An 18,628-nucleotide genomic window follows, 5' to 3' on the forward strand; every position below is an offset into this window, starting at 1 on the left:
CAAGGCGCGGGTTAAAGTATAGCAGATTGCAGGGATATTTCCCTGCGGCGACCCTGCGTTCAATCGACGTAAGTTCACGACGAACAACGGCGGCTTCATAAACAGGGTCGCAAAATAGTTCAATAACTAACAATTAACTTCCGCTGCATGGCGAAACACCCTCCGCGGCGCCTAAACTCGCTGCGACGCAAAACGATCCAAGCCGCCGACCATAAATTCAAATAAAGGACACTTTGAAGTCGCACCCTGCCGTAACAATATGAGGTCGGCCGCGGCCAAGCTGTGACCAAGCGCATAGTCTGCACATTCGCGGATGGGCTGGCGGGCGGGGAGTTCGCTTGCAATCGCGGCGAACAGGCTCGACATAGACCGCCAAGGAGCCGGACATGGATATCGCGTTCGACAACAGTTTCCACGATGCGATGGAAGGCTTTTATGCGCCCGCCGAGGCTGCGGTGCCGGCGGCGCCGGCGTTGCTGGTCTTCAATCATTCGCTCGCCGCATCGCTCGGGCTGGACGTTGCGAATGCCGGTGACGAGCAACTGGCGCGTGTTTTTTCGGGACAAGAGCCTCCCGGCGGCGCCAATCCGATCGCGCTCGCCTATGCGGGGCACCAGTTCGGCCATTTTTCGTCGCAGCTCGGCGACGGCCGCGCGCTGTTGCTCGGCGAGGTTGTGGCGCCCGATGGCAAGCGCTTCGATATCCAGCTCAAGGGATCGGGACCGACGCCTTTTTCGCGCAACGGTGACGGCAAGGCGGCGATCGGCCCGGTGCTGCGCGAGTTTCTGGTGTCCGAGGCAATGGCGGCGATGGGGGTCCCGACGACGCGGGCACTCGCGGCGGTGGCGACCGGCGACCGCGTCCAGCGCGAACGCGCGCATCCCGGCGCGGTGCTGACGCGCATCGCGAGCAGCCATATCCGCGTCGGCACCTTCCAGTTCTTCGCCGCGCATTTCGGGGCCGATCATGTCGTCCGGCTTTCGGATTATACCGTCCGCCGCCATTTTCCCGAGCTTGCCGATGCGGCAAACCCGCATCTGGCGCTGCTCGATCGCGTCATCGGCCTGCAGTGCGATCTTGTCGCGCACTGGCTCGGGGTGGGTTTCATCCATGGCGTGATGAACACCGACAATGTCGCGATCAGCGGCGAAACGATCGATTATGGTCCGTGCGCCTTCATGGACCGCTTTGCGGTCGACACGGTGTTCAGTTCGATCGACGCCAATGGCCGCTATGCCTATGGCCGCCAGCCGCAGATCCTGCACTGGAACATGGCGCGCTTCGCCGAAGCCCTGCTACCCGCAATCAACGCCGTCGATCCCGCCGATGTCGAGCGGGCGAAGGCGTTGGTGACGGCGATTCCCGATCGTTTTCGCGAGGCGTGGTTCACGCGGATGCGGACGAAGCTTGGCCTCGCCAACGCTGACGACGCCGATGCCGAGCTGATCGATGGCCTGTTCGACGAACTCGAACGGCTGCGCGTCGATTTCACCTCCTTCTTTCGCGCCCTCGCGATGCTGCTGCGCGGCGATGCGGCGATGATGGAAGCCTTGCTGCCCGATCCCGACGCGATGGCGCCGTGGATCGCCGGCTGGTGGGCGCAGCTCGAGCGCGAAACCACCGGTCCGGCCTTGCGCGCTGCGGCGATGGACGCGGTGAACCCGCTCTATATTCCGCGCAACCATATGGTCGAAGCCGCGCTCGCCGCCGCCGAAGCAGGCGACATGGCACCGTGGACGGCTTTGCTCGACGTCGTGCGCCATCCCTATGCGGTGCGTGCCGGGTGCGAGGCGTTTGCCGAACCCGCCCCCGAAGATTCGGGCCCGTATCGAACCTTTTGCGGAACCTGAGCCGGTCAGGCTCGTTGGAACCATGGTCAGCGGCCGGGCAGGGGATCGACCTATCGCAATAAGCACCCCTCGGGACAGGTTTCCCCGTAAAATCCGGTTGCGCCGCCGCGCTGCCGAGGCCACAAGTGCGCGATCGGCTGTGACAGATGCAAAATTCTGAAAAACCTTGTCAATTGCATCGGTGCCGGATTCCGCGCCTGCGCGGGCTATTGATCGTCTCGACATCGTTTCTATGTGTCGCCTGGGCCGGCTCTGCCGCAGCGCAGCAGGTCGAGCCGCCGCGTGTCGTGCCGACGCTGGAGGCGCAAGATAACAGTCCGATAGCGGTCCCGAGCCCGCCCCCGCCCGACGTGCAACTACCCGAAGTGGCGCCGATCATCGGCGATGAAGAGTTTCAGAAGGCCATTCCCGCGATCAGCGCCGAGGATGATCCCGAACTCGACCGGCCGCTCGAATCGATGGCTGAATTCGAAAAGCGCCAGGCGGCCGAAGCGACGAAGAAGCCTGGCGATGCGGCTGTGACCTCGACCATCGAGGCGCAGCCGCCCGAGGTCGGCGGCGTCCCCGTGCCCGCGCTGGCGGACGGCGACAGCGTCGAAGTCATCGGCGATGCGCCGATCACCGACACCGAACTCGCCGCACCGCTGCCGCCGCTCGAGAATTTCAATGTCGAGCCCGTCGTCTTTGCAGAAGCCGAGGATGCCGATGCCAACCGGGCCGTCGCCTATACGGTGCAGGTCAACGGCCTTGCGCCCGCCGACGATTCGACCGACGTCGACCTCGCCGATCTGTTCGGCGACCTGTCGGCGCTCTACGGCGGCGACGGCAAGGCCGATAATGCCGCGATGGTCCGCGCGCGGCTGAGCGCCGACGGCGAACTGATGCAGCGCGTCCTGGCGTCCGAGGGCTATTATGACGCAGTGGTCGCGACGCGGATCGAGCGGACGCCGCAGCCCGCCGATAGCGGGAACGGCAAGGCGGGCGCCGCGCGCGGGGCGGCGAGCGGCGAGGCCAACCGGGGCAACCGCGGCCCGATCGTCGCGGTGATCGATGTCACCCCGGGAAAGCGCTATACCTTCTCCGACATCGTCATCAACGCCGCGGCGACGGTGCCGCCAGGGTTGATCAACGATAATTTCCCGCTGGCGATCGGCGAGCCGATCGTCGCCCAGCGGGTCCAGGGCGCCGAGGCAGCGATCGCGCTCAAGCTGCCCGAAGAGGGCTATCCGTTCGCCAAGGTCGGGCAGCGCGACATATTGCTCGACGGTGCGACCGGCGACGCGGTCTACACGCTGCCGGTCGAGATCGGCAAACGATCGCGCTTCGGCGGGATCGAGACCAAGGGCGACCTGGCCTTCGATGCCGAACATGTCGAGGTGCTGTCGCGTTTCAAGCGCGGCGACCTCTACGACAGTCGCAAGGTCGACGATTTGCGGCAAGCGCTCGTCGCGACCGGGTTGTTCTCGAGCATCGCCGCCGAGCCGCAGGCGACGGGCGAAAGCGCGGGCGACGACACCGAATATGTGACGATGCTGGTGACGCAGGATGCGGGACCCCCGCGTACCCTGGCCGCCAGCGCGGGTTACGGAACGGGCGAGGGCATCAGGCTGGAGGGAAGCTGGACCCACCGCAACCTCTTCCCGCCCGAAGGCGCGCTGATCGGCCGCGCCGTCATCGGCACGCAGGAGCAGGGTATCGGCGCGACTTTCCGCCGCTCGAACGCCGGCAAGCGCGACCGCACGTTCGAACTCGTCGCCGAGGCAACACGCAGCAATTATAATGCATTCGAAGCATTGACCGGGCGCGTCGGCTTCCGCGTCAGCCGCGATTCGACCCCGATCTGGCAGAAGAAGCTGACCTATGCCTATGGCGCCGAGCTCATCGCGACGAGCGAGGATGACTATGATTTCGACCTCGGCCGCCGCAACCGCGATTTCTATACCATCCTCGGCCTGACGGGTCAGGTCGGGATCGATCGCACCGACAGTTTGCTCGATCCCACCAAGGGGTTCCGGGTGACGACGTTGGTCCAGCCCGAGGGATCGCTCGCGGGCCGCTTCTCACCCTATGGCCGACTGCGCATCGACGCGAGCGGCTATTATCCGGTAACGGACAGCATCGTGCTCGCGGGTCGCGTCCGCGTCGGGTCGATCCTCGGCGCCGCGCGCGAGCGGCTCGCGCCGTCGCGGCGCTTTTATGCGGGCGGCGGCGGCTCGGTGCGCGGCTATGGTTATCAGGAACTGGGGCCCAAGGACCCCAACAACGACCCGATCGGGGGACGCAGCGTCAACGAGGCGGCGTTCGAGGCGCGCTATCGATTCGGCAATTTCGGCATCGTCGGCTTCGTTGACGCCGGGCAGGTCTATCGCGGATCGACCCCGACCTTCTCCAACCTGCGCTTCGGTGCCGGGCTCGGCGCGCGCTATTATACGAACTTCGGCCCGATGCGCCTCGACATCGCGACCCCGATCGGCCGCAAGCCGGGCGAGGCGCTGGTCGCCGTCTATGTCTCGATCGGGCAGGCATTCTGATGGCCGACGACGCGCCCGAGATCGTCGTGGAAGAGAAGAGCGCGCCGCCATCCTGGCCGCTGCGTATCCTGCGCTGGATCGGGCTGGCGCTGCTCGGACTCATCCTGCTCTTCGCGCTGTTTCTCGTCGGGCTGAACAGCGACGCCGGGCGGCGGTTCGTCGTCACCCAGATCGAGAAATATGAATTCGAAAACGGGATGAAGATCGGCATCGGCCGGCTCGACGGGTCGCTGTTCAGCGCGATGACGATCCGCGATTTCACGCTGTCCGATCCCAAGGGCGTCTTCCTCGCCTCGCCTGAGCTCAAGGTCGACTGGCGGCCGCTGCGCTATCTGGCGAACCATGTCGACGTCCGCTCGGCGACCGCGAAGACGATCACCATGCAGCGGATTCCGGCGTTCAAGCCGGTGCCCGACACCGGCGAGCCGCTGCTCCCCGATATCGACATCGACGTCGGCATGCTGCGGGTCGACCGTTTCGTCTTCGAGCCTGCGGTCGCCGGCGAGCGGCAGGAAGCGCGGCTGAACGGCAAGATCGCGATCGCCGACCGGCGCGCGCAGGTGACCGCCGATGCCGAGACGATCGGCGCCAAGGCGAAGGGCGACACGCTGAAGCTGCTGCTCGATGCGGTGCCCGAGGCGAACCGGCTCGCGATGACGCTCGACGTCAATGCCCCGCAGGGCGGCGTGCTCGCGGCGATGGGCGGGTTCAAGGAGCCGCTGACCGCGAAACTCGACGGGCGCGGCGACTGGAAGGCGTGGAACGGCAATCTGACCGCCAATCTCGGCGCCGCGCCGCTGGCCCGGCTGGCGCTGACCGCGCGCGACGGGACCTTCGCTGTCAAGGGCACGGCGCAGGCGTCGCGGCTGCTGACGGGCCCCGCCGCCGAAATATTGGGCAGCGAAACCGCGATCGACCTGACCGCGCGGCTTCAGGATCGCAAGGCGGCGATTGACGGGCGGCTGGCGTCCGACGCGGCGCGGCTGGGGATCAGCGGCGGTATCGATATGGGCAATAGCCGCTACGACGGGCTGCAACTTGCGGTCAATATTCTGCGGCCGGGCGCCATTGCGCCCGCGGTGCGCGCGAACGGCCTGCGCGCGACCGCGAAGCTCGACGGGGCATTCGCGCTGCCGACGGTCGAATATCAGGCGAACGCCAACAGCCTCGCGGTCAACGACATCGTCGTCGAGACGCTGAGCCTGGCGGGCAAGGCGCGGGTCGACGCCGACCAGATTATCATTCCCGTCGCCGGGCGCGCCGCGCGGATTCGCGGGCTCGATACCGTGGCCGGCGGGACATTGGTGCAGGTACGGCTCGACGGCGATCTGGCCTATGCGGGCGGCCGGATCCTCAGCGACAATCTGCGGCTGCGTTCGCCGCGCATCGACGCCAAGGCGATCATCATCGCCGACCTGAACAAGGGCTTCTACACCGGCGCGATCGACGGGCGGATCAACGATTACCGCATCGAAAGCGTCGGTATTTTCGATATCGACACCGACGCCGATCTGAAGACTGCGCCGAACGGCGGGTTCGAGATTGCCGGCCGGGTGCGCGCGCGGTCGACGCGGCTGTTCAATTCGGGGGTGCGCGATTTCCTCGGTGGCAATGCGACGGCATCGAGCGATGTCCGCTATGGCACCGACGGTGTCATCCGCTTCGCCAATCTGCGAATGACAGCGCCGCGGCTGCGCGTCACCGGCGGGCAGGGCAGCTATGCGCCGAACGGCCAGATTCAGCTCGCGGCGCGGGCGCATTCGACCGACTATGGTCCGGTGGGCATCCAGCTCGCCGGAACGATCAGCGATCCGCGCGCGGTGGTCACCGCCGAACGGCCGGGGCTTGGCATCGGCCTCGCCAATCTGGTCGCGCGGATCACCGGCGCGCCGAACGGCTACCGCCTCGCGGCGACGGGCGACACCGACTATGGCCCGCTTTCGGCCGATGTCGTGCTGCTGCTGGCGTCGGGGCCGCTGACAATCGATATCGAGCGCGGCGACCTGTCGGGGATCGGCTTTAACGGGCGCATCGTGCAGAGCGAGGCCGGGCCGTTCACCGGACAGCTCAACGCGTCGGGACAGGGGCTGGGCGGGCTCGTCCGGCTGACCGCTGCGGGTAAATATCAGGCGGCGGCGATCAACGTGCGCGCGAACAATGTCGTGCTGCCCGGACCCGCGCAGCTCAACGTCGGGTCGGCGATCGTCGATGCCGATGTTACCCTCTATGACCAGCCGCATATCGTCGCCGACGTCCAGATCGCCGACACGCGCATTCGCGATTATGACATTGCGGTCGGGCGCGTGAAGATCGATTATCGCGACGGCAGCGGCAAGGCGCAGGCGTTGGTCGAAGGGACGAGCGGGGTGCCCTTCCGCATCGCCGCCAACGCCGACCTGCAGCCGAAACTGTGGCGCGCGTCGGTGCAGGGCCGCGCCACGGGCATCAACTTCCGCACCGTCTCGCCCGCGCGGATCATCCCCGGCGCCGACGGATATGAACTGCTGCCGACCAACATCAACCTCGGGCGCGGCAGCAACGCGCGCGTCGCCGGGCGCTTCGGCGACGGCATCATGATCCAGAGCCGCCTCGACCGCGTCAACATGGCGATCCTCAACACCGTCTATCCCGACATGGGGCTGGGCGGGCGCGCGACCGGCAGCATCGATTTCGAACAGGCGAATTCGGATAGCTTCCCGCGCGCCGACGCGCGGCTGACGATCGACGATTTCACGCGCACCACCGCGGCGTCGGTCAGCCAGCCGGTCGACGTCAATTTCGCCGGCAAGCTGCTGACCGACGGCGGCGAGGCGCGCGCGGTGATGCGCAAGCGCGGCAGCGTAATCGGTCGCATGCAGGCATCGCTGCGGCCGCTGGGACCCGGTGCAGGCAGCTGGATGGAGCGATTACAGGCGGCGCCACTCGGCGGCGGCATTCGTTACAATGGCCCGGCCGACACGCTTTATTCCTTCTTCGGACCCGCCGACCAGCATGTGTCGGGACCGATCGCGGTCGCCGCTGACTTTAGTTGCAGCGTCGCCGACCCTTGCCTGCAGGGTGTCGTGCGCGGCAAAGACATGATCTATGAAAACCAGACCTATGGCACGCGGCTGACCAACATGGCCGTGAACGGCCGCTTCACCGGCAACCGGCTGGAGATCGAGCAGCTGACCGCGACCGCGGGCGACGGCAGCATCCAGGCGAAGGGCTATATCAGCCTCGCGTCGGCCGATGGTTATCCGATGAATATCTCGGCGACGCTCGACAATGCGCGGCTGGCGCGGAGCGAGAATATCGCGGCGCGTGCGACAGGAACACTGACCCTTGAAAAGGTCGCCGGGCAAACCGCGCTGCTTTCGGGCGACCTTCGGCTTCCCGAAACGCGCTACAAGATCGTGCTCGAGGGCGCGGCGAAGGTTCCTGTCCTCACCGGCATACGCCGCAAGCCGCCGACGGGGCGGCGGCGGATCACCGGCGATGGCCTCGCCGCGGTTGGCGGCAGCCTGTTCGACCTTATCCGCCTCAACATCCACCTGCGCGCGCCCGACGAAATCTATGTCAGCGGCATGGGGCTGGAATCCGAATGGCAGGCCGACGTCACGCTGACCGGGACGACCGAAGCACCGCGCGTCGCGGGCGAGATCGAGCTGGTGCGCGGCACGCTGGGCTTTGCCGGACGGTCGTTCGAATTGCAGGAAGGCCGGGTGACCTTCCCGACCGGCGATGCCTTCGATCCGTCGATCCGGCTGGTCGCGAGCGAGACGATCGACACGGTGACGGTGAACGTCAATGTCTCGGGCCGCGCGATGAATCCGCAGATCACCTTCTCGAGCGTTCCGGGGCTGCCGCAGGACGAAATCGTCTCGCGCATCCTGTTCGGCGATTCGATCACGTCGCTGTCGCCGCTGCAGGCAGTGCAGCTTGCTTCGTCGCTGAATGCGCTGCGCGGCGGGGGCGGCGGTTTGAGCCCGCTCGGCGCGCTGCAGTCGGCGACCGGGATCGACCGGCTCCGCGTCCTCGGCCCCGACGATGCGGTCGGGCGCGGTACCGCGCTCGCGGCCGGGCAATATATCTCGAAGGACATCTACCTCGAAGTCATCACCGACGCGCGGGGCTATACTGCGACGCAGCTCGAAATCAGCCTGTCGAAAGCACTGTCGATCCTCAGCCAGGCCGGGGGATCGGGCCAGTCGAACCTCAGCATCCGTTATCGAAAGGATTATTGATGCGCCGTGTCCTGATCCTGCTGCCGTTCCTGCTCGCTGCATGCGAGCGTGAACCCGCCTTCAACGACCGCTACGACGCGACCGCCAAGGATATCGAGGCGCGCGCCAAGGCGATGGATGCCGAAATCAGCGCCGCCGAGAAGGCGAATAGCGCGAACAAGGCGGCAGGCGAGGCCGAGCCCGCCTACGACTGACGGCTTGCCATGCGCGGCTGGCCGGTCTAACGAAGCCGCGTCATCTGGGGAGTAGCCAGCCGTCCACACGGACGGGCCATCGCGTCAACATACTCGGTCGAGAGGCCGTGGTGCGGTGGAAGCGGGATCATCCGCTTGGGCGAGACCAATGGCATCGCACCTTTCGTCCGGGCCGGGCGGCGGGGAGCGATGACCGTTGGAATCTGCCTGCCGCCTGGCCCCGGAGAATCTCATGGAAGCCATTTTGACGTCGACCGCGGTTGTCGCGCTTGCCGAAATCGGCGACAAGACGCAGTTGCTCGCGATCCTGCTCGCGACGCGGTTCAACCGGCCGGTGCCGATCATCCTCGGCATATTGGTCGCAACACTCGCCAATCACGCGCTCGCGGCGCTGCTGGGTTCGCAGGCGGCGGCGTTCCTCGACAGTCCCGTCTTTCGCTATGCGATCGGCCTGTCGTTCGTCGCGATGGCGGCGTGGACGCTGATCCCCGACAAGTTCGACGACGACGAAGCACCGAAGCCGCGCTTCGGGGCGTTTTTGACGACACTGGTCGCCTTTTTCCTCGTCGAGATGGGCGACAAGACGCAAGTCGCGACGATCGCGCTTGGCGCCCAATATCATGACGTCATCGCGGTCACGACGGGGACGACGCTGGGGATGATGATCGCCAATGTGCCGGCGATCTTCCTCGGGCATGAATTGCTGAAGCGCGTCGACCTCAAAAAGGTGCGGATGGTCGCGGCGGCGTTGTTCCTCGTCATCGGCCTCTGGGTGCTTGCCCAGACCGCGGGCTGGTTCGCCTAGGCGGCGTATCAGGCGTTGCGCATGGCGGCGGTGCGTTCGAACCGCCATGTCGACGCACACATCGCATCGAGATCGCGCTTTGCTTCCCAGCCGAGCTCGTCGCGGGCGCGGTCGGGGCTGGCGTAGCAGCTTGCGACATCGCCCGGGCGGCGGGGCCCCACGCGATGCGGGACGCGGACATTGTTGATCCGCTCGAACGCCGAAATCATGTCGAGCACCGAATAGCCCTGGCCTGTGCCGAGATTCCAGACGGACAGCGCGTCGTCCTGCGCCCGGATGCGATCGAGCGCCGCGACATGGCCCTCGGCGAGGTCGTCGACGTGGATATAGTCGCGAACGCCGGTGCCGTCGGGGGTCGCATAATCATCCCCGAACACCGCGAGTTCGGGAAGGCGCCCCGCCGCGACGCGGCTGATAAAGGGCATCAGATTATTGGGAACCCCGTTCGGATCCTCGCCGATCAGGCCGCTGTCATGCGCCCCGACCGGATTGAAATAACGCAGCACCGCGATCCGCCACGCGGGGTCGGCGGCGGCGATGTCGGACAGCATTTCCTCGATCATCAGCTTCGTGCGGCCATAGGGATTGGTCACCGCGGTCGGATGTGCTTCGTCGAGCGGCAGATATTGCGGCTCGCCATAGACGGTGGCGCTCGATGAAAAGACGAGGGTGCGAACGTCGCAATCGACCATCGCCTCGATCAGCGACAGGGTACCGCGAACATTATTGTCGTAATATTTCATCGGGTCGGCGACCGATTCTCCGACCGCCTTCAATCCGGCGAAGTGGATCACCGCATTAGCGCCGTGATCAGTAATGGCGCCCCGCACGGCGTCGCGGTCGCGAATGTCGCCGACGACCAGCGGAACCGGCTGGCCGGTGATCGCCTCGACGTGTTCGATCACCGCGGCGCGGCTGTTCGAAAGATTGTCGAAACAGACGATGTCGTGGCCCGCGGCGGCCAGCGATACCGCCACATGGCTGCCGATATATCCCGCGCCGCCCGTCAGTAGAACTTTCATCATGCCCGCCGTCATTGTGGTGCCGCGATCGCCCGCTGCCCAGCGCATAGCGTTCCTGTCCGCATTTTGCCAATTGCGAACGTCACACAGATATCGCGGGATCATCGCGCTGCGAACGATCGACCATATCCATGAAATCGCGCGCCGAATTGCGCTCCGCCTCGTCCTTGAAAGCGATATCGAGGTCGGGCGCGGCGCCGAGCATATACATGAATGTCCACAGCGCGAAACGGCGGCCGGCATTGGTTTCCAGTCCGAAATCGACGCGCATGCGTTCGGTGCCCGCATCAAAGGCCTCGGGGCGAAGCGAGGCGAGGTCGGCGGTGCCGAAGTAGCGGCGCAGTTGATCGTCGAAATCCATGGCATCTTCCTTGGCGTTTGCGCGCCGCTTGGCAAGGCTGCAAAAATCGGATGGTGCGAAGCGCGCTCGGTTGTCATCGCGCGGGCGCACCGGTAGGGCGGCAGCGTGAGCAGCAGCATCGAAATCGGAACCGACGGCGCGGGCAGGGCGGTGCATGTCGACGTGCACGAACTGCTCGCGACGCGCCTGCTCGTTCAGGGCAATTCGGGGTCGGGGAAATCGCATCTCCTGCGCCGCCTGCTCGAAGAGAGCGCCGGGCTGGTGCAGCAGGTGATCATCGATCCCGAGGGCGATTTCGTCACCCTCGCCGACGCCTATAATCATGTCGTGATCAACGCCGGCGATTATAATGAGCGCGAGATCGCGGCGATCGGTGCGCGCATCCGCGAACATCGCGCCTCGGTGATCCTTGCGCTCGATACGCTGGAGATCGAGGCACAGATGACCTGCGCTGCCACCTTCCTCAACGCGATGTTCGATGCGCCGCGCGCGCATTGGTTTCCGGCGCTCGTCGTCGTCGATGAAGCGCAGATGTTTGCGCCGAGTGCTTCGGGGGATGTGGCTGACACTGTCCGTCGCGCCAGCCTCAGCGCGATGACCAATTTGATGTGCCGCGGGCGGAAACGCGGCCTTGCGGGCGCGATCGCGACGCAGCGGCTGGCCAAGCTGGCAAAGAATGTCGCCGCCGAGGCGAGCAATTTTTTGATGGGACGGACCTTCCTCGACATCGATATGGCGCGTGCTGCCGACCTGCTCGGCATGGAACGGCGGCAGGCCGAGCAGATCCGCGATCTCGAGCGCGGCTGCTTCCTGGGGCTCGGCCCCGCGATCTCGCGGCGGCCGGTGTCGGTGCGGATCGGGTCGACGCGCACGACGACGCAATCGGGAACGCACGACCTGCTGCCGCTGCCCGCCGCCGAAACCGCGGAGATGCGGACGATGCTGTTCGCCGAGATGGAAAGCGCCCCGGCGCCGGTGCCGGCGTTCGAACCGGCACCGGTCGAGGCGAGCGAAATGATCCGGCGTATCGCCGAACAGGAGGCGGCCTCCGAACCGCCGCCGCCCGGCGACCTGATCGAAGCGGTGCAGGATGCGGTCGACGCCGAGGCGGTGGTCACGGCGGCGCTTGAGGATATGCTTGCCGACCCCGACTGCGCCTTTCATCCCGAGGCGTTTCTGTATCAGGATTTTTCGGTGCGCTGCCGGATGCAGAAGATCGGGCGCGTCCCGCTTGACCTGGCGGCGTTCCGCCGCCGCTTCGCGCTTGCCAAGGGCGGGATATTCGATCCCGCCGACCCGCAATGGCGCGCGATGCTCGACGCCGCGGCGCGGCTACCCGACGACATGCTCGCGCCCTTCCTGCAGATCGCGCGCGCGGCGCAGGATGGCAGCCCGTGCCCCGACGACGACGCGCTCGGCCGCGCTTATGGCACGCGCTCGCCCGGCCGCATCCGGCGGCTGGTCGAATATATGGAAAAGCAGGGCGCGATCGTCGTGCGATCGGACTTCGGCGGCCGGCGCTCAATCGGTATTCCCGAACTGGGGCTCAGCACCGAGGCCGAGTGAAGTTTTTGCAACGGCGGGCTGACCTTGCGAAAAAAAAAGCCTCGTGCTCCCGCGCGTGCCATTTTGAGCCGACCGGAGATGGATACCCGCCTTCGCGGGGATACGGCCACTCTTGCAAGCGTTTAGTCGGAGATGCTCTAAATATCCTCGGCGAGGCGGCCGTAAAGCTGCGGCCGGCGGTCGCGGAAGAAACCCATGCCGGCGCGATGCTTCGCCGCGCGATCGAGGTCGATGGTTTCGACCAGCACCCCGGTTTCGCCCGCGCCGAATTCCTGGGTCAGGTCGCCCCATTCATCGCTGATGAAGCTGTGGCCATAGAAATTGGCGTCGCCTTCGGTCCCGATCCGGTTCGCGGCGATGACGGGCATGCAGTTCGACACCGCATGGCCCTGCATCGCGCGGCGCCACATGCGGCTGGTGTCGAGGCCGGCGTCATAGGGCTCGCTGCCGATCGCGGTCGGATAGAAGAGCAGTTCGGCGCCCATCAGCGCCATCGCGCGCGCGCATTCGGGATACCATTGGTCCCAGCAGACGCCGACGCCGATGCGGGCCCCGAAAACGTCCCAGACCTTGAACCCCGTGTTTCCGGGGCGGAAATAATATTTCTCTTCATAACCCGGGCCGTCGGGAATGTGGCTCTTGCGGTAGGTTCCCATGATGCCACCATCGGGGCCGATCATCGCGAGCGTGTTGTAATAATGCGGCCCGTCTTTCTCGAAATAGCTCGTCGGGATCGCGACCTTGAGCCTGGCGGCGAGCGCCTGCATCGCGATGACGCTGGGGTGCTCGGCGGTCGGGCGAGCGGAGGCGAAGAGTGCTTCGTCCTCGACCTGGCAGAAATAAGGCCCTTCGAAGAGTTCGGGCGGCAGGATGACTTGCGCGCCTTTCGCCGCCGCTTCCTCGACGAGCGCGGTGACAGCCTCGATATTCGGCCGGGCGGGGCCGGGCAGGGGAAGCTGCAGCGCGGCGACGGTGATGGTGCGGGTCATGAGCGGGATATAGGCGAGGGATGGTATGATGCCAGGATAAAGTCGCCGCTGGAAAATTCGTCGCCCCCGCCTTCGCGGGGGCGACGATGGCTACTTCGGCACCTGCTGGCTCGAGCAATGGAAGCTGCCGCCGCCGGCGATGATGCCGCGCGCGTCGACGCCGACGGCGCGGCGGGTGGGAAAAAGGGCGGCGAGGGTGTCGATCGCGGCCTGGTCGTTGGCGACGCCATAGGTCGGGACGACGACGACGCTGTTGCCGATGTAGAAGTTCATATAGCTCGCCGCGGCGATCTCGCCGCCCACCTCGACGCGGCCGGGTGAGGGGAGGTCGACGATTTCGACGCCGCCGAACGCCGTGGCCCGCGCGCGGGCATCGGCATAGATATGCGCGTTGGGATCGTCATTGCCCGCCGCGACGGGCACCGCCAGCCGGCCCTCGCCGACGAAGCGCGCGAGATTGTCGACATGGCCGTCGGTGTGATCGCCGACCAGGCCATTCCCCAGCCACAGCAGCCGGTCGATGCCGAGCGACTGGTGGAGGCGCACCGCGATATCCTCGCGCGTCAGCGTGGGGTTGCGGTTGGTGTTGAGCAGGCATTCCTCGGTCGTGACGCAGAGGCCGGCGCCGTCGACGTCGATGCCGCCGCCTTCGAGCACCCAGTCCTGTTCGTCGACCGGCAGGCCCGATCCGGCGGCGAGCGCGGCGCCGACTTCCAGATCGCCCGGCATGACGAATTTCTCGCCCCACCAGTTGAAGCGGAAATTGCGCGCGCGCCGGGCGGTGCCGGTGCCCGCGACGATCGGCCCGGTGTCGCGCAGCCAGATGTCGCCGAGCAGCTGGATCAGGATGCGGACGCCGGGGTCGACGAGCGCGGCGGCGATATCGGCCTGCTTCTCGTCATTGACGACCAGTCGTACCGCTTCGCCGCGTCCGCCGTCATGGACGGCGCCCGCAAAGGCCGCGACGTCGCGGCGGCCGGCGTCGATCTGGCCTGACCATTCCTCGGCCAGGTGCGGAAAGCCGATCCACACGGCTTCGTGCGGTGCCCATTCGGCGGGCATTTTGAGGGTCATATGGTGCTCGTCCAACTATACACACTCGTCATTGCGAGACCCCCGGACTTGTTCTGGGGGACGCGGCAATCCAGGGTAGCGTACACCGCCCTGGATTGCTTCGCTCAGTTTATCCTTAGCGCCTGCAAGGCAGTCGAAGGGCTCGCAATGACGAGGGGTTATTTCGCCGCCGGCCGCGATTTGTCGCGGGCGGCGCGGAATTCGTCGCCCTTGACCCAGTTCGGCCATGCATCGGTCATCGCCAGCATCCGTCCCGCGACATAATAGAGGCGCAGGTCGGCGAGCATGCCGTCCCAGTTGGTGATCGCCGCATATTCGTCGGCGGGGGCGTGATAGCGGTTCTTTTCATAATCTTCCGACGCCTTCTTGCCGGCGTCGGTACCGCCGGTGACAAGGTCCTCGCCGCTGCCGAAATTGAACATCGGCACGCCGAGCTTGGCGAAGCTGAAATGGTCCGACCGGTAGTAGAAGCCCTTTTCGGGGGTCGGTTCGTCCTTGATCACCCGCTTGTCGAGCTTCGCGAGCTTTTCGACATAGGCGTCGAGTTCGGACTTGCCGCGGCCGACGACGACGATGTCCTTCGTCGGGCCGATCGCATTGAGGGCGTCCATATTCACGCCGCCGACCGTCTGTGCGAGCGGGAAGACGGGATTTTCGGCATAATATTTCGACCCGAGCAGGCCCGATTCCTCGGCGGTGACGGCGAGGAAGACGATGCTGCGGTCGGCGGCGCCCGCCTTTTGATAGGCCTGCGCCAGCGTGACGAGGCCGGCGGTGCCGCTCGCATTGTCGACGGCGCCGTTGCAGATGTCGTCGCCCGCCACCGGCGTGCAGCGGCCGAGATGGTCCCAATGCGCGGTGTAGAGGACATATTCGTCGGGGCGCTTGGTTCCCGGCAGCACGCCGATGACGTTGCGCGACAGCTTCTTCGAAATCTGGTTGTCGAAGCTGAACGAGGCCTTCACGCCGGTCAGCGCGACGGGTTTGAAGCCCTTCACCTTGGCGGCGTCGCGCAGCTTGTCGAAATCCTGGCTGGCGCTGGCGAAGAGTTCCTTTGCCTTGGCAAGCTGGATCCAGCCGTTGGCGGCGGTTTCCTTGGCGCCGCCATCCTTGCTGTCGGCCAGATACTGGGTGCCGGTGTTGCTCGATTCGACGACATTCCAGCCATAGGCGGCGGGTTCGGTGTCGTGGACGATCAGTGCCGCGGCGGCGCCCTGCCGTGCCGCTTCCTCATATTTATACGTCCAGCGGCCGTAATAGGTCATCGCGCGGCCGTTGAATTCGCCCTTGGCTTCCTTTGTCTGCCAGTCGGGATCGTTGATGAGGATGACGACGGTTTTGCCCTTCACGTCGAGCCCCGCATAGTCGTTCCAGCCCTTTTCGGGGGCATTGATGCCATAGCCGACGAACACGACGTCGCTGTCCTTGATCGCGGTCTTCGGCTGGACGCGATAGCTGAAAGCGACAAAATCCTTGGCATATTGCGCCGTCACCGGGGTCTTGCCGCCGGTGAAGGTCAGCGGGGTCGCGTTCTTCGCCGTGATCTCGACCAGCGGCACGTCCTGTGTCCACTTGCCATTGTTGCCGGGCTTCAGCCCCGCTTCCTCATATTTCTTGATCAGATAGGCGACGGTCTTTTCCTCGCCCGCCGTCCCCGGAGCGCGGCCTTCGAAGGCGTCCGACGACAATTGCTTCGTCACCTCCTGCAATGTCGTGAGCGACAGTTCGGGGAGCGCGACATCGGGGATGGCGGACGCGGCGGCGGTCGCCGCCTTGTCGGCGGTGTCGGAACCGCTGCACGCGGCAACCGACAAAAGGACCGCGGCAGCCGCGGCGGCTTGGGGGAAGCGAAGCATGGAATATCCTTGGGATTCAATTGCGACTGAAACCAATGTGCCAGCCCGGCGGCTACGATGCAAGGCGCGCGGCGATGGCAGAGGTCAACCGGTAAGCTTCTAAACTCACTTGAAAGAACTTCGTTTATTGGCAATCTGGCGGCAAGAATTTGCAAATGGGGGCCAGGATGATTTCAAGGCAGATGGGGGCGTGCAGCCTTTCGCTTGCGGCTCTGGCGGCCGCGCTGGTTCCGCTTTCGGGCGCGGCTGCACAGGAAAAGGACAATGCCGCGCGGTTCGGCGCGCTCGAAGCCATCGCCGACATCAGCTTGTCGCCCGACGGCAACCATCTTGCCTTCGTCGAGCAGCAGGTGAAGCAGAAGCGGCAACTCTATGTCGTCGATACGAGCGAAGGCGCGCAGCCGAAACCGGTGCTGTCGAGCGATGGGGGTGCCGAGGGAAGCCTGAGCTGGTGCGGCTGGGTGACCAATACGCGCCTGACGTGCCAGGCCTTTTTTCGGGATTCGGTCGTGGGCGATGTCATCGGCGCGACCAACATCTTTGCGGTCGATGCCGATCGCGCCAATTTCCGCATGCTCAGCAACCGCCGCAGCGAGCGGTCGCTCTATGCCGATTTCCGCGGCGGCAGCGTCATCGACTGGTCGGCGACCGACAATGGTTCGCTGTTGATGTCGCGCAGCTATGTCCCGGAAAGCGAATTGAACACGCGGATTGCGAGCCGCGCCGCAGGGCTGGGGGTCGACCGGGTCAATTCGATTACCGGCGCGGCGCGGCGGGTCGAAGGCGCCAATCGCGACGCGATCTATTATCTGTCCGACGGTAACGGCAATCTGCGGATCATGGCGACGCAGAGCTTTTCGAGCGGCACCGGGCAATTCGAGCCCATAGTCCGTTATTTTTACCGGCCAAAGGAAGGCGGCGGCTGGCAGTCCCTGTCGCAGTTGGATGTTGTCACGAACGGGGGCTTCCAGCCCGCCGCGGTCGATGCCGCGACCAATCGCGCCTATGGCTTTCAGACGCTCGACGGGCGCAAGGCGGTGGTGGCGATGGCGCTCGATGGCAGCGGGACAACCGACACGATCTATGCGCATCCAGAAGTCGACGTCGACGACATCATGCGCGTCGGGCGCAATGGGCGGATCGTCGGGGTTTCCTTTGCCACCGACCAGCGCGAGGCGGTGATGACCGACAAGCCGCTGGCGAAATTGACCGCGTCGCTGTCGAAGGCGCTTGGGGGCAAGCAGGTGGTGATCGTCGACGCCTCGGCCGACGAAAGCCGTTATCTTGTCCGCGCCGAATCGGACACCGACCCCGGTTCCTATTATCTGTTCAACCCCGGCGCCAGGGAGGTGCGGCCGCTGCTCGCGGTGCGGCCGCAGCTTGCCGAGGTGACGCTGTCGCCGGTGAAGGCGGTAAGCTATGCTGCCGCTGACGGCGTGATGGTTCCCGGCTATCTGACGCTGCCGCCCGGGCGTAGCGACGCCAAGGGGCTGCCCGCGATCGTCATGCCGCACGGCGGCCCGTCGGCGCGCGACGAATGGGGCTTCGACTGGATGGCGCAATTTTTCGCGCAGAGCGGCTATGCGGTGCTGCAGCCCAATTACCGCGGCTCGTCGGGCTATGGCGACCAATGGTATCAGAACAATGGTTTCCAGTCGTGGAAGACGGCGATGGGCGACATCGCCGACGGCGGCCGCTGGCTGGTCTCGGCGCAGGGTGCCGACGCCGCGAAGCTGTCGATCGTCGGCTGGTCCTATGGCGGCTACGCGGCCTTGCAGTCGGGCGTCGTCAACCCCGACCTGTTCAAGGCGATCGTCGCGATTGCGCCGGTGACCGACCTTGCACAGTTGAAGGCCGAGGCTTTGCGAGAGGGCACCGGGCGGATCAACGCCAAATTCATCGGGTCGGGGCCGCATGTTCGCGAAGGGTCGCCGGCGCAGAATGCCGAAGCGATCAAGGCGCCCGTACTGATGTTCCACGGGACGTTCGACCAGAATGTCGACGTCGCGCAGGCGCGGACCATGCGCCGCGCGCTGGAGGCGAAAAACAAGCGCGTCGAACTGATCGAATATCCGGAGCTTGCGCATTCGCTGAGCGACAGCGACGCGCGCACCGACATGCTGCGCAAGATCATGGCGTTCCTGCCGCACTGAA

Annotated in this window: 12 protein-coding genes; 7 read left to right on the forward strand and 5 right to left on the reverse strand. The window is 65.6% G+C overall.

Features of this window, described 5'->3' with window-relative positions; translation table 11 throughout:
• Positions 1 to 386: 386 nt before the first annotated feature.
• The 5 genes from FHR22_RS05380 (at position 387) to FHR22_RS05400 (ending at position 9,606) form a co-directional block, all read left to right on the forward strand.
• The gene (locus FHR22_RS05380) at positions 387 to 1,850 is read left to right on the forward strand and encodes a protein adenylyltransferase SelO (protein WP_166939696.1); all 1,464 of its coding nucleotides are present in this window, start codon (positions 387 to 389) and stop codon (positions 1,848 to 1,850) included.
• 350 nt (positions 1,851 to 2,200) lie between these two features.
• Positions 2,201 to 4,381, forward strand: a complete 2,181-nt coding sequence (locus FHR22_RS22645; RefSeq protein WP_341786557.1) for an autotransporter assembly complex protein TamA — start codon at positions 2,201 to 2,203, stop codon at positions 4,379 to 4,381.
• Positions 4,381 to 8,607 carry a translocation/assembly module TamB domain-containing protein gene (locus tag FHR22_RS05390; protein WP_166939701.1) on the forward strand — a complete coding sequence of 1,409 codons (4,227 nt, stop codon included), beginning with the start codon at positions 4,381 to 4,383 and terminating at the stop codon, positions 8,605 to 8,607. The genes FHR22_RS22645 and FHR22_RS05390 overlap by 1 nt, the downstream gene beginning before the upstream one ends.
• Positions 8,607 to 8,801 (forward strand): hypothetical protein, encoded by a 195-nt coding sequence (locus FHR22_RS05395; RefSeq protein WP_166939703.1) that lies wholly within the window; start codon positions 8,607 to 8,609, stop codon positions 8,799 to 8,801. The genes FHR22_RS05390 and FHR22_RS05395 overlap by 1 nt, the downstream gene beginning before the upstream one ends.
• Before the next feature lie 232 nt (positions 8,802 to 9,033).
• Entirely contained in the window at positions 9,034 to 9,606 is a 573-nt protein-coding gene (locus FHR22_RS05400) for a TMEM165/GDT1 family protein (RefSeq protein ID WP_166939705.1), read from the forward strand.
• 8 nt (positions 9,607 to 9,614) lie between these two features.
• Here the strand turns inward: FHR22_RS05400 and galE are convergent, their stop codons facing one another.
• Together galE and FHR22_RS05410 are read right to left on the reverse strand one after the other, a co-directional pair.
• Complete coding sequence (gene galE / locus FHR22_RS05405; protein WP_243853481.1) at positions 9,615 to 10,631, reverse strand: UDP-glucose 4-epimerase GalE; 1,017 nt, start codon at positions 10,629 to 10,631, stop codon at positions 9,615 to 9,617.
• Positions 10,632 to 10,710: 79 nt separating this feature from the next.
• Positions 10,711 to 10,989, reverse strand: a complete 279-nt coding sequence (locus FHR22_RS05410) for a hypothetical protein (protein ID WP_166939707.1) — start codon at positions 10,987 to 10,989, stop codon at positions 10,711 to 10,713.
• A gap of 105 nt (positions 10,990 to 11,094) precedes the next feature.
• Between FHR22_RS05410 and FHR22_RS05415 the strand changes: the two genes are divergently transcribed.
• Positions 11,095 to 12,555, forward strand: coding sequence for a helicase HerA domain-containing protein (locus tag FHR22_RS05415; protein ID WP_166939709.1), 1,461 nt, complete (start codon positions 11,095 to 11,097; stop codon positions 12,553 to 12,555).
• A gap of 137 nt (positions 12,556 to 12,692) precedes the next feature.
• On the opposite strand, the gene aguB is transcribed toward FHR22_RS05415, so the two are convergent.
• The 3 genes from aguB to FHR22_RS05430 form a co-directional block, all read right to left on the reverse strand.
• Positions 12,693 to 13,544: an N-carbamoylputrescine amidase gene (aguB, locus tag FHR22_RS05420; protein WP_166939711.1), complete on the reverse strand. Its 852-nt coding sequence runs from the start codon at positions 13,542 to 13,544 to the stop codon at positions 12,693 to 12,695.
• Between the two features lie 90 nt (positions 13,545 to 13,634).
• Positions 13,635 to 14,618: an agmatine deiminase family protein gene (locus FHR22_RS05425; protein ID WP_166939713.1), complete on the reverse strand. Its 984-nt coding sequence runs from the start codon at positions 14,616 to 14,618 to the stop codon at positions 13,635 to 13,637.
• A 158-nt stretch (positions 14,619 to 14,776) separates the two neighbouring features.
• A complete protein-coding gene (locus tag FHR22_RS05430) occupies positions 14,777 to 16,474 on the reverse strand; it encodes a M28 family metallopeptidase (protein WP_166939715.1) in 1,698 nt (565 codons plus the stop codon).
• 167 nt (positions 16,475 to 16,641) lie between these two features.
• Between FHR22_RS05430 and FHR22_RS05435 the strand changes: the two genes are divergently transcribed.
• Positions 16,642 to 18,627, forward strand: coding sequence for an alpha/beta hydrolase family protein (locus tag FHR22_RS05435; protein ID WP_208417494.1), 1,986 nt, complete (start codon positions 16,642 to 16,644; stop codon positions 18,625 to 18,627).
• Position 18,628: the final 1 nt, after the last annotated feature.

Origin of the sequence: Sphingopyxis panaciterrae, from assembly GCF_011762125.1 — a bacterium.
GTDB lineage: Bacteria > Pseudomonadota > Alphaproteobacteria > Sphingomonadales > Sphingomonadaceae > Sphingopyxis > Sphingopyxis panaciterrae.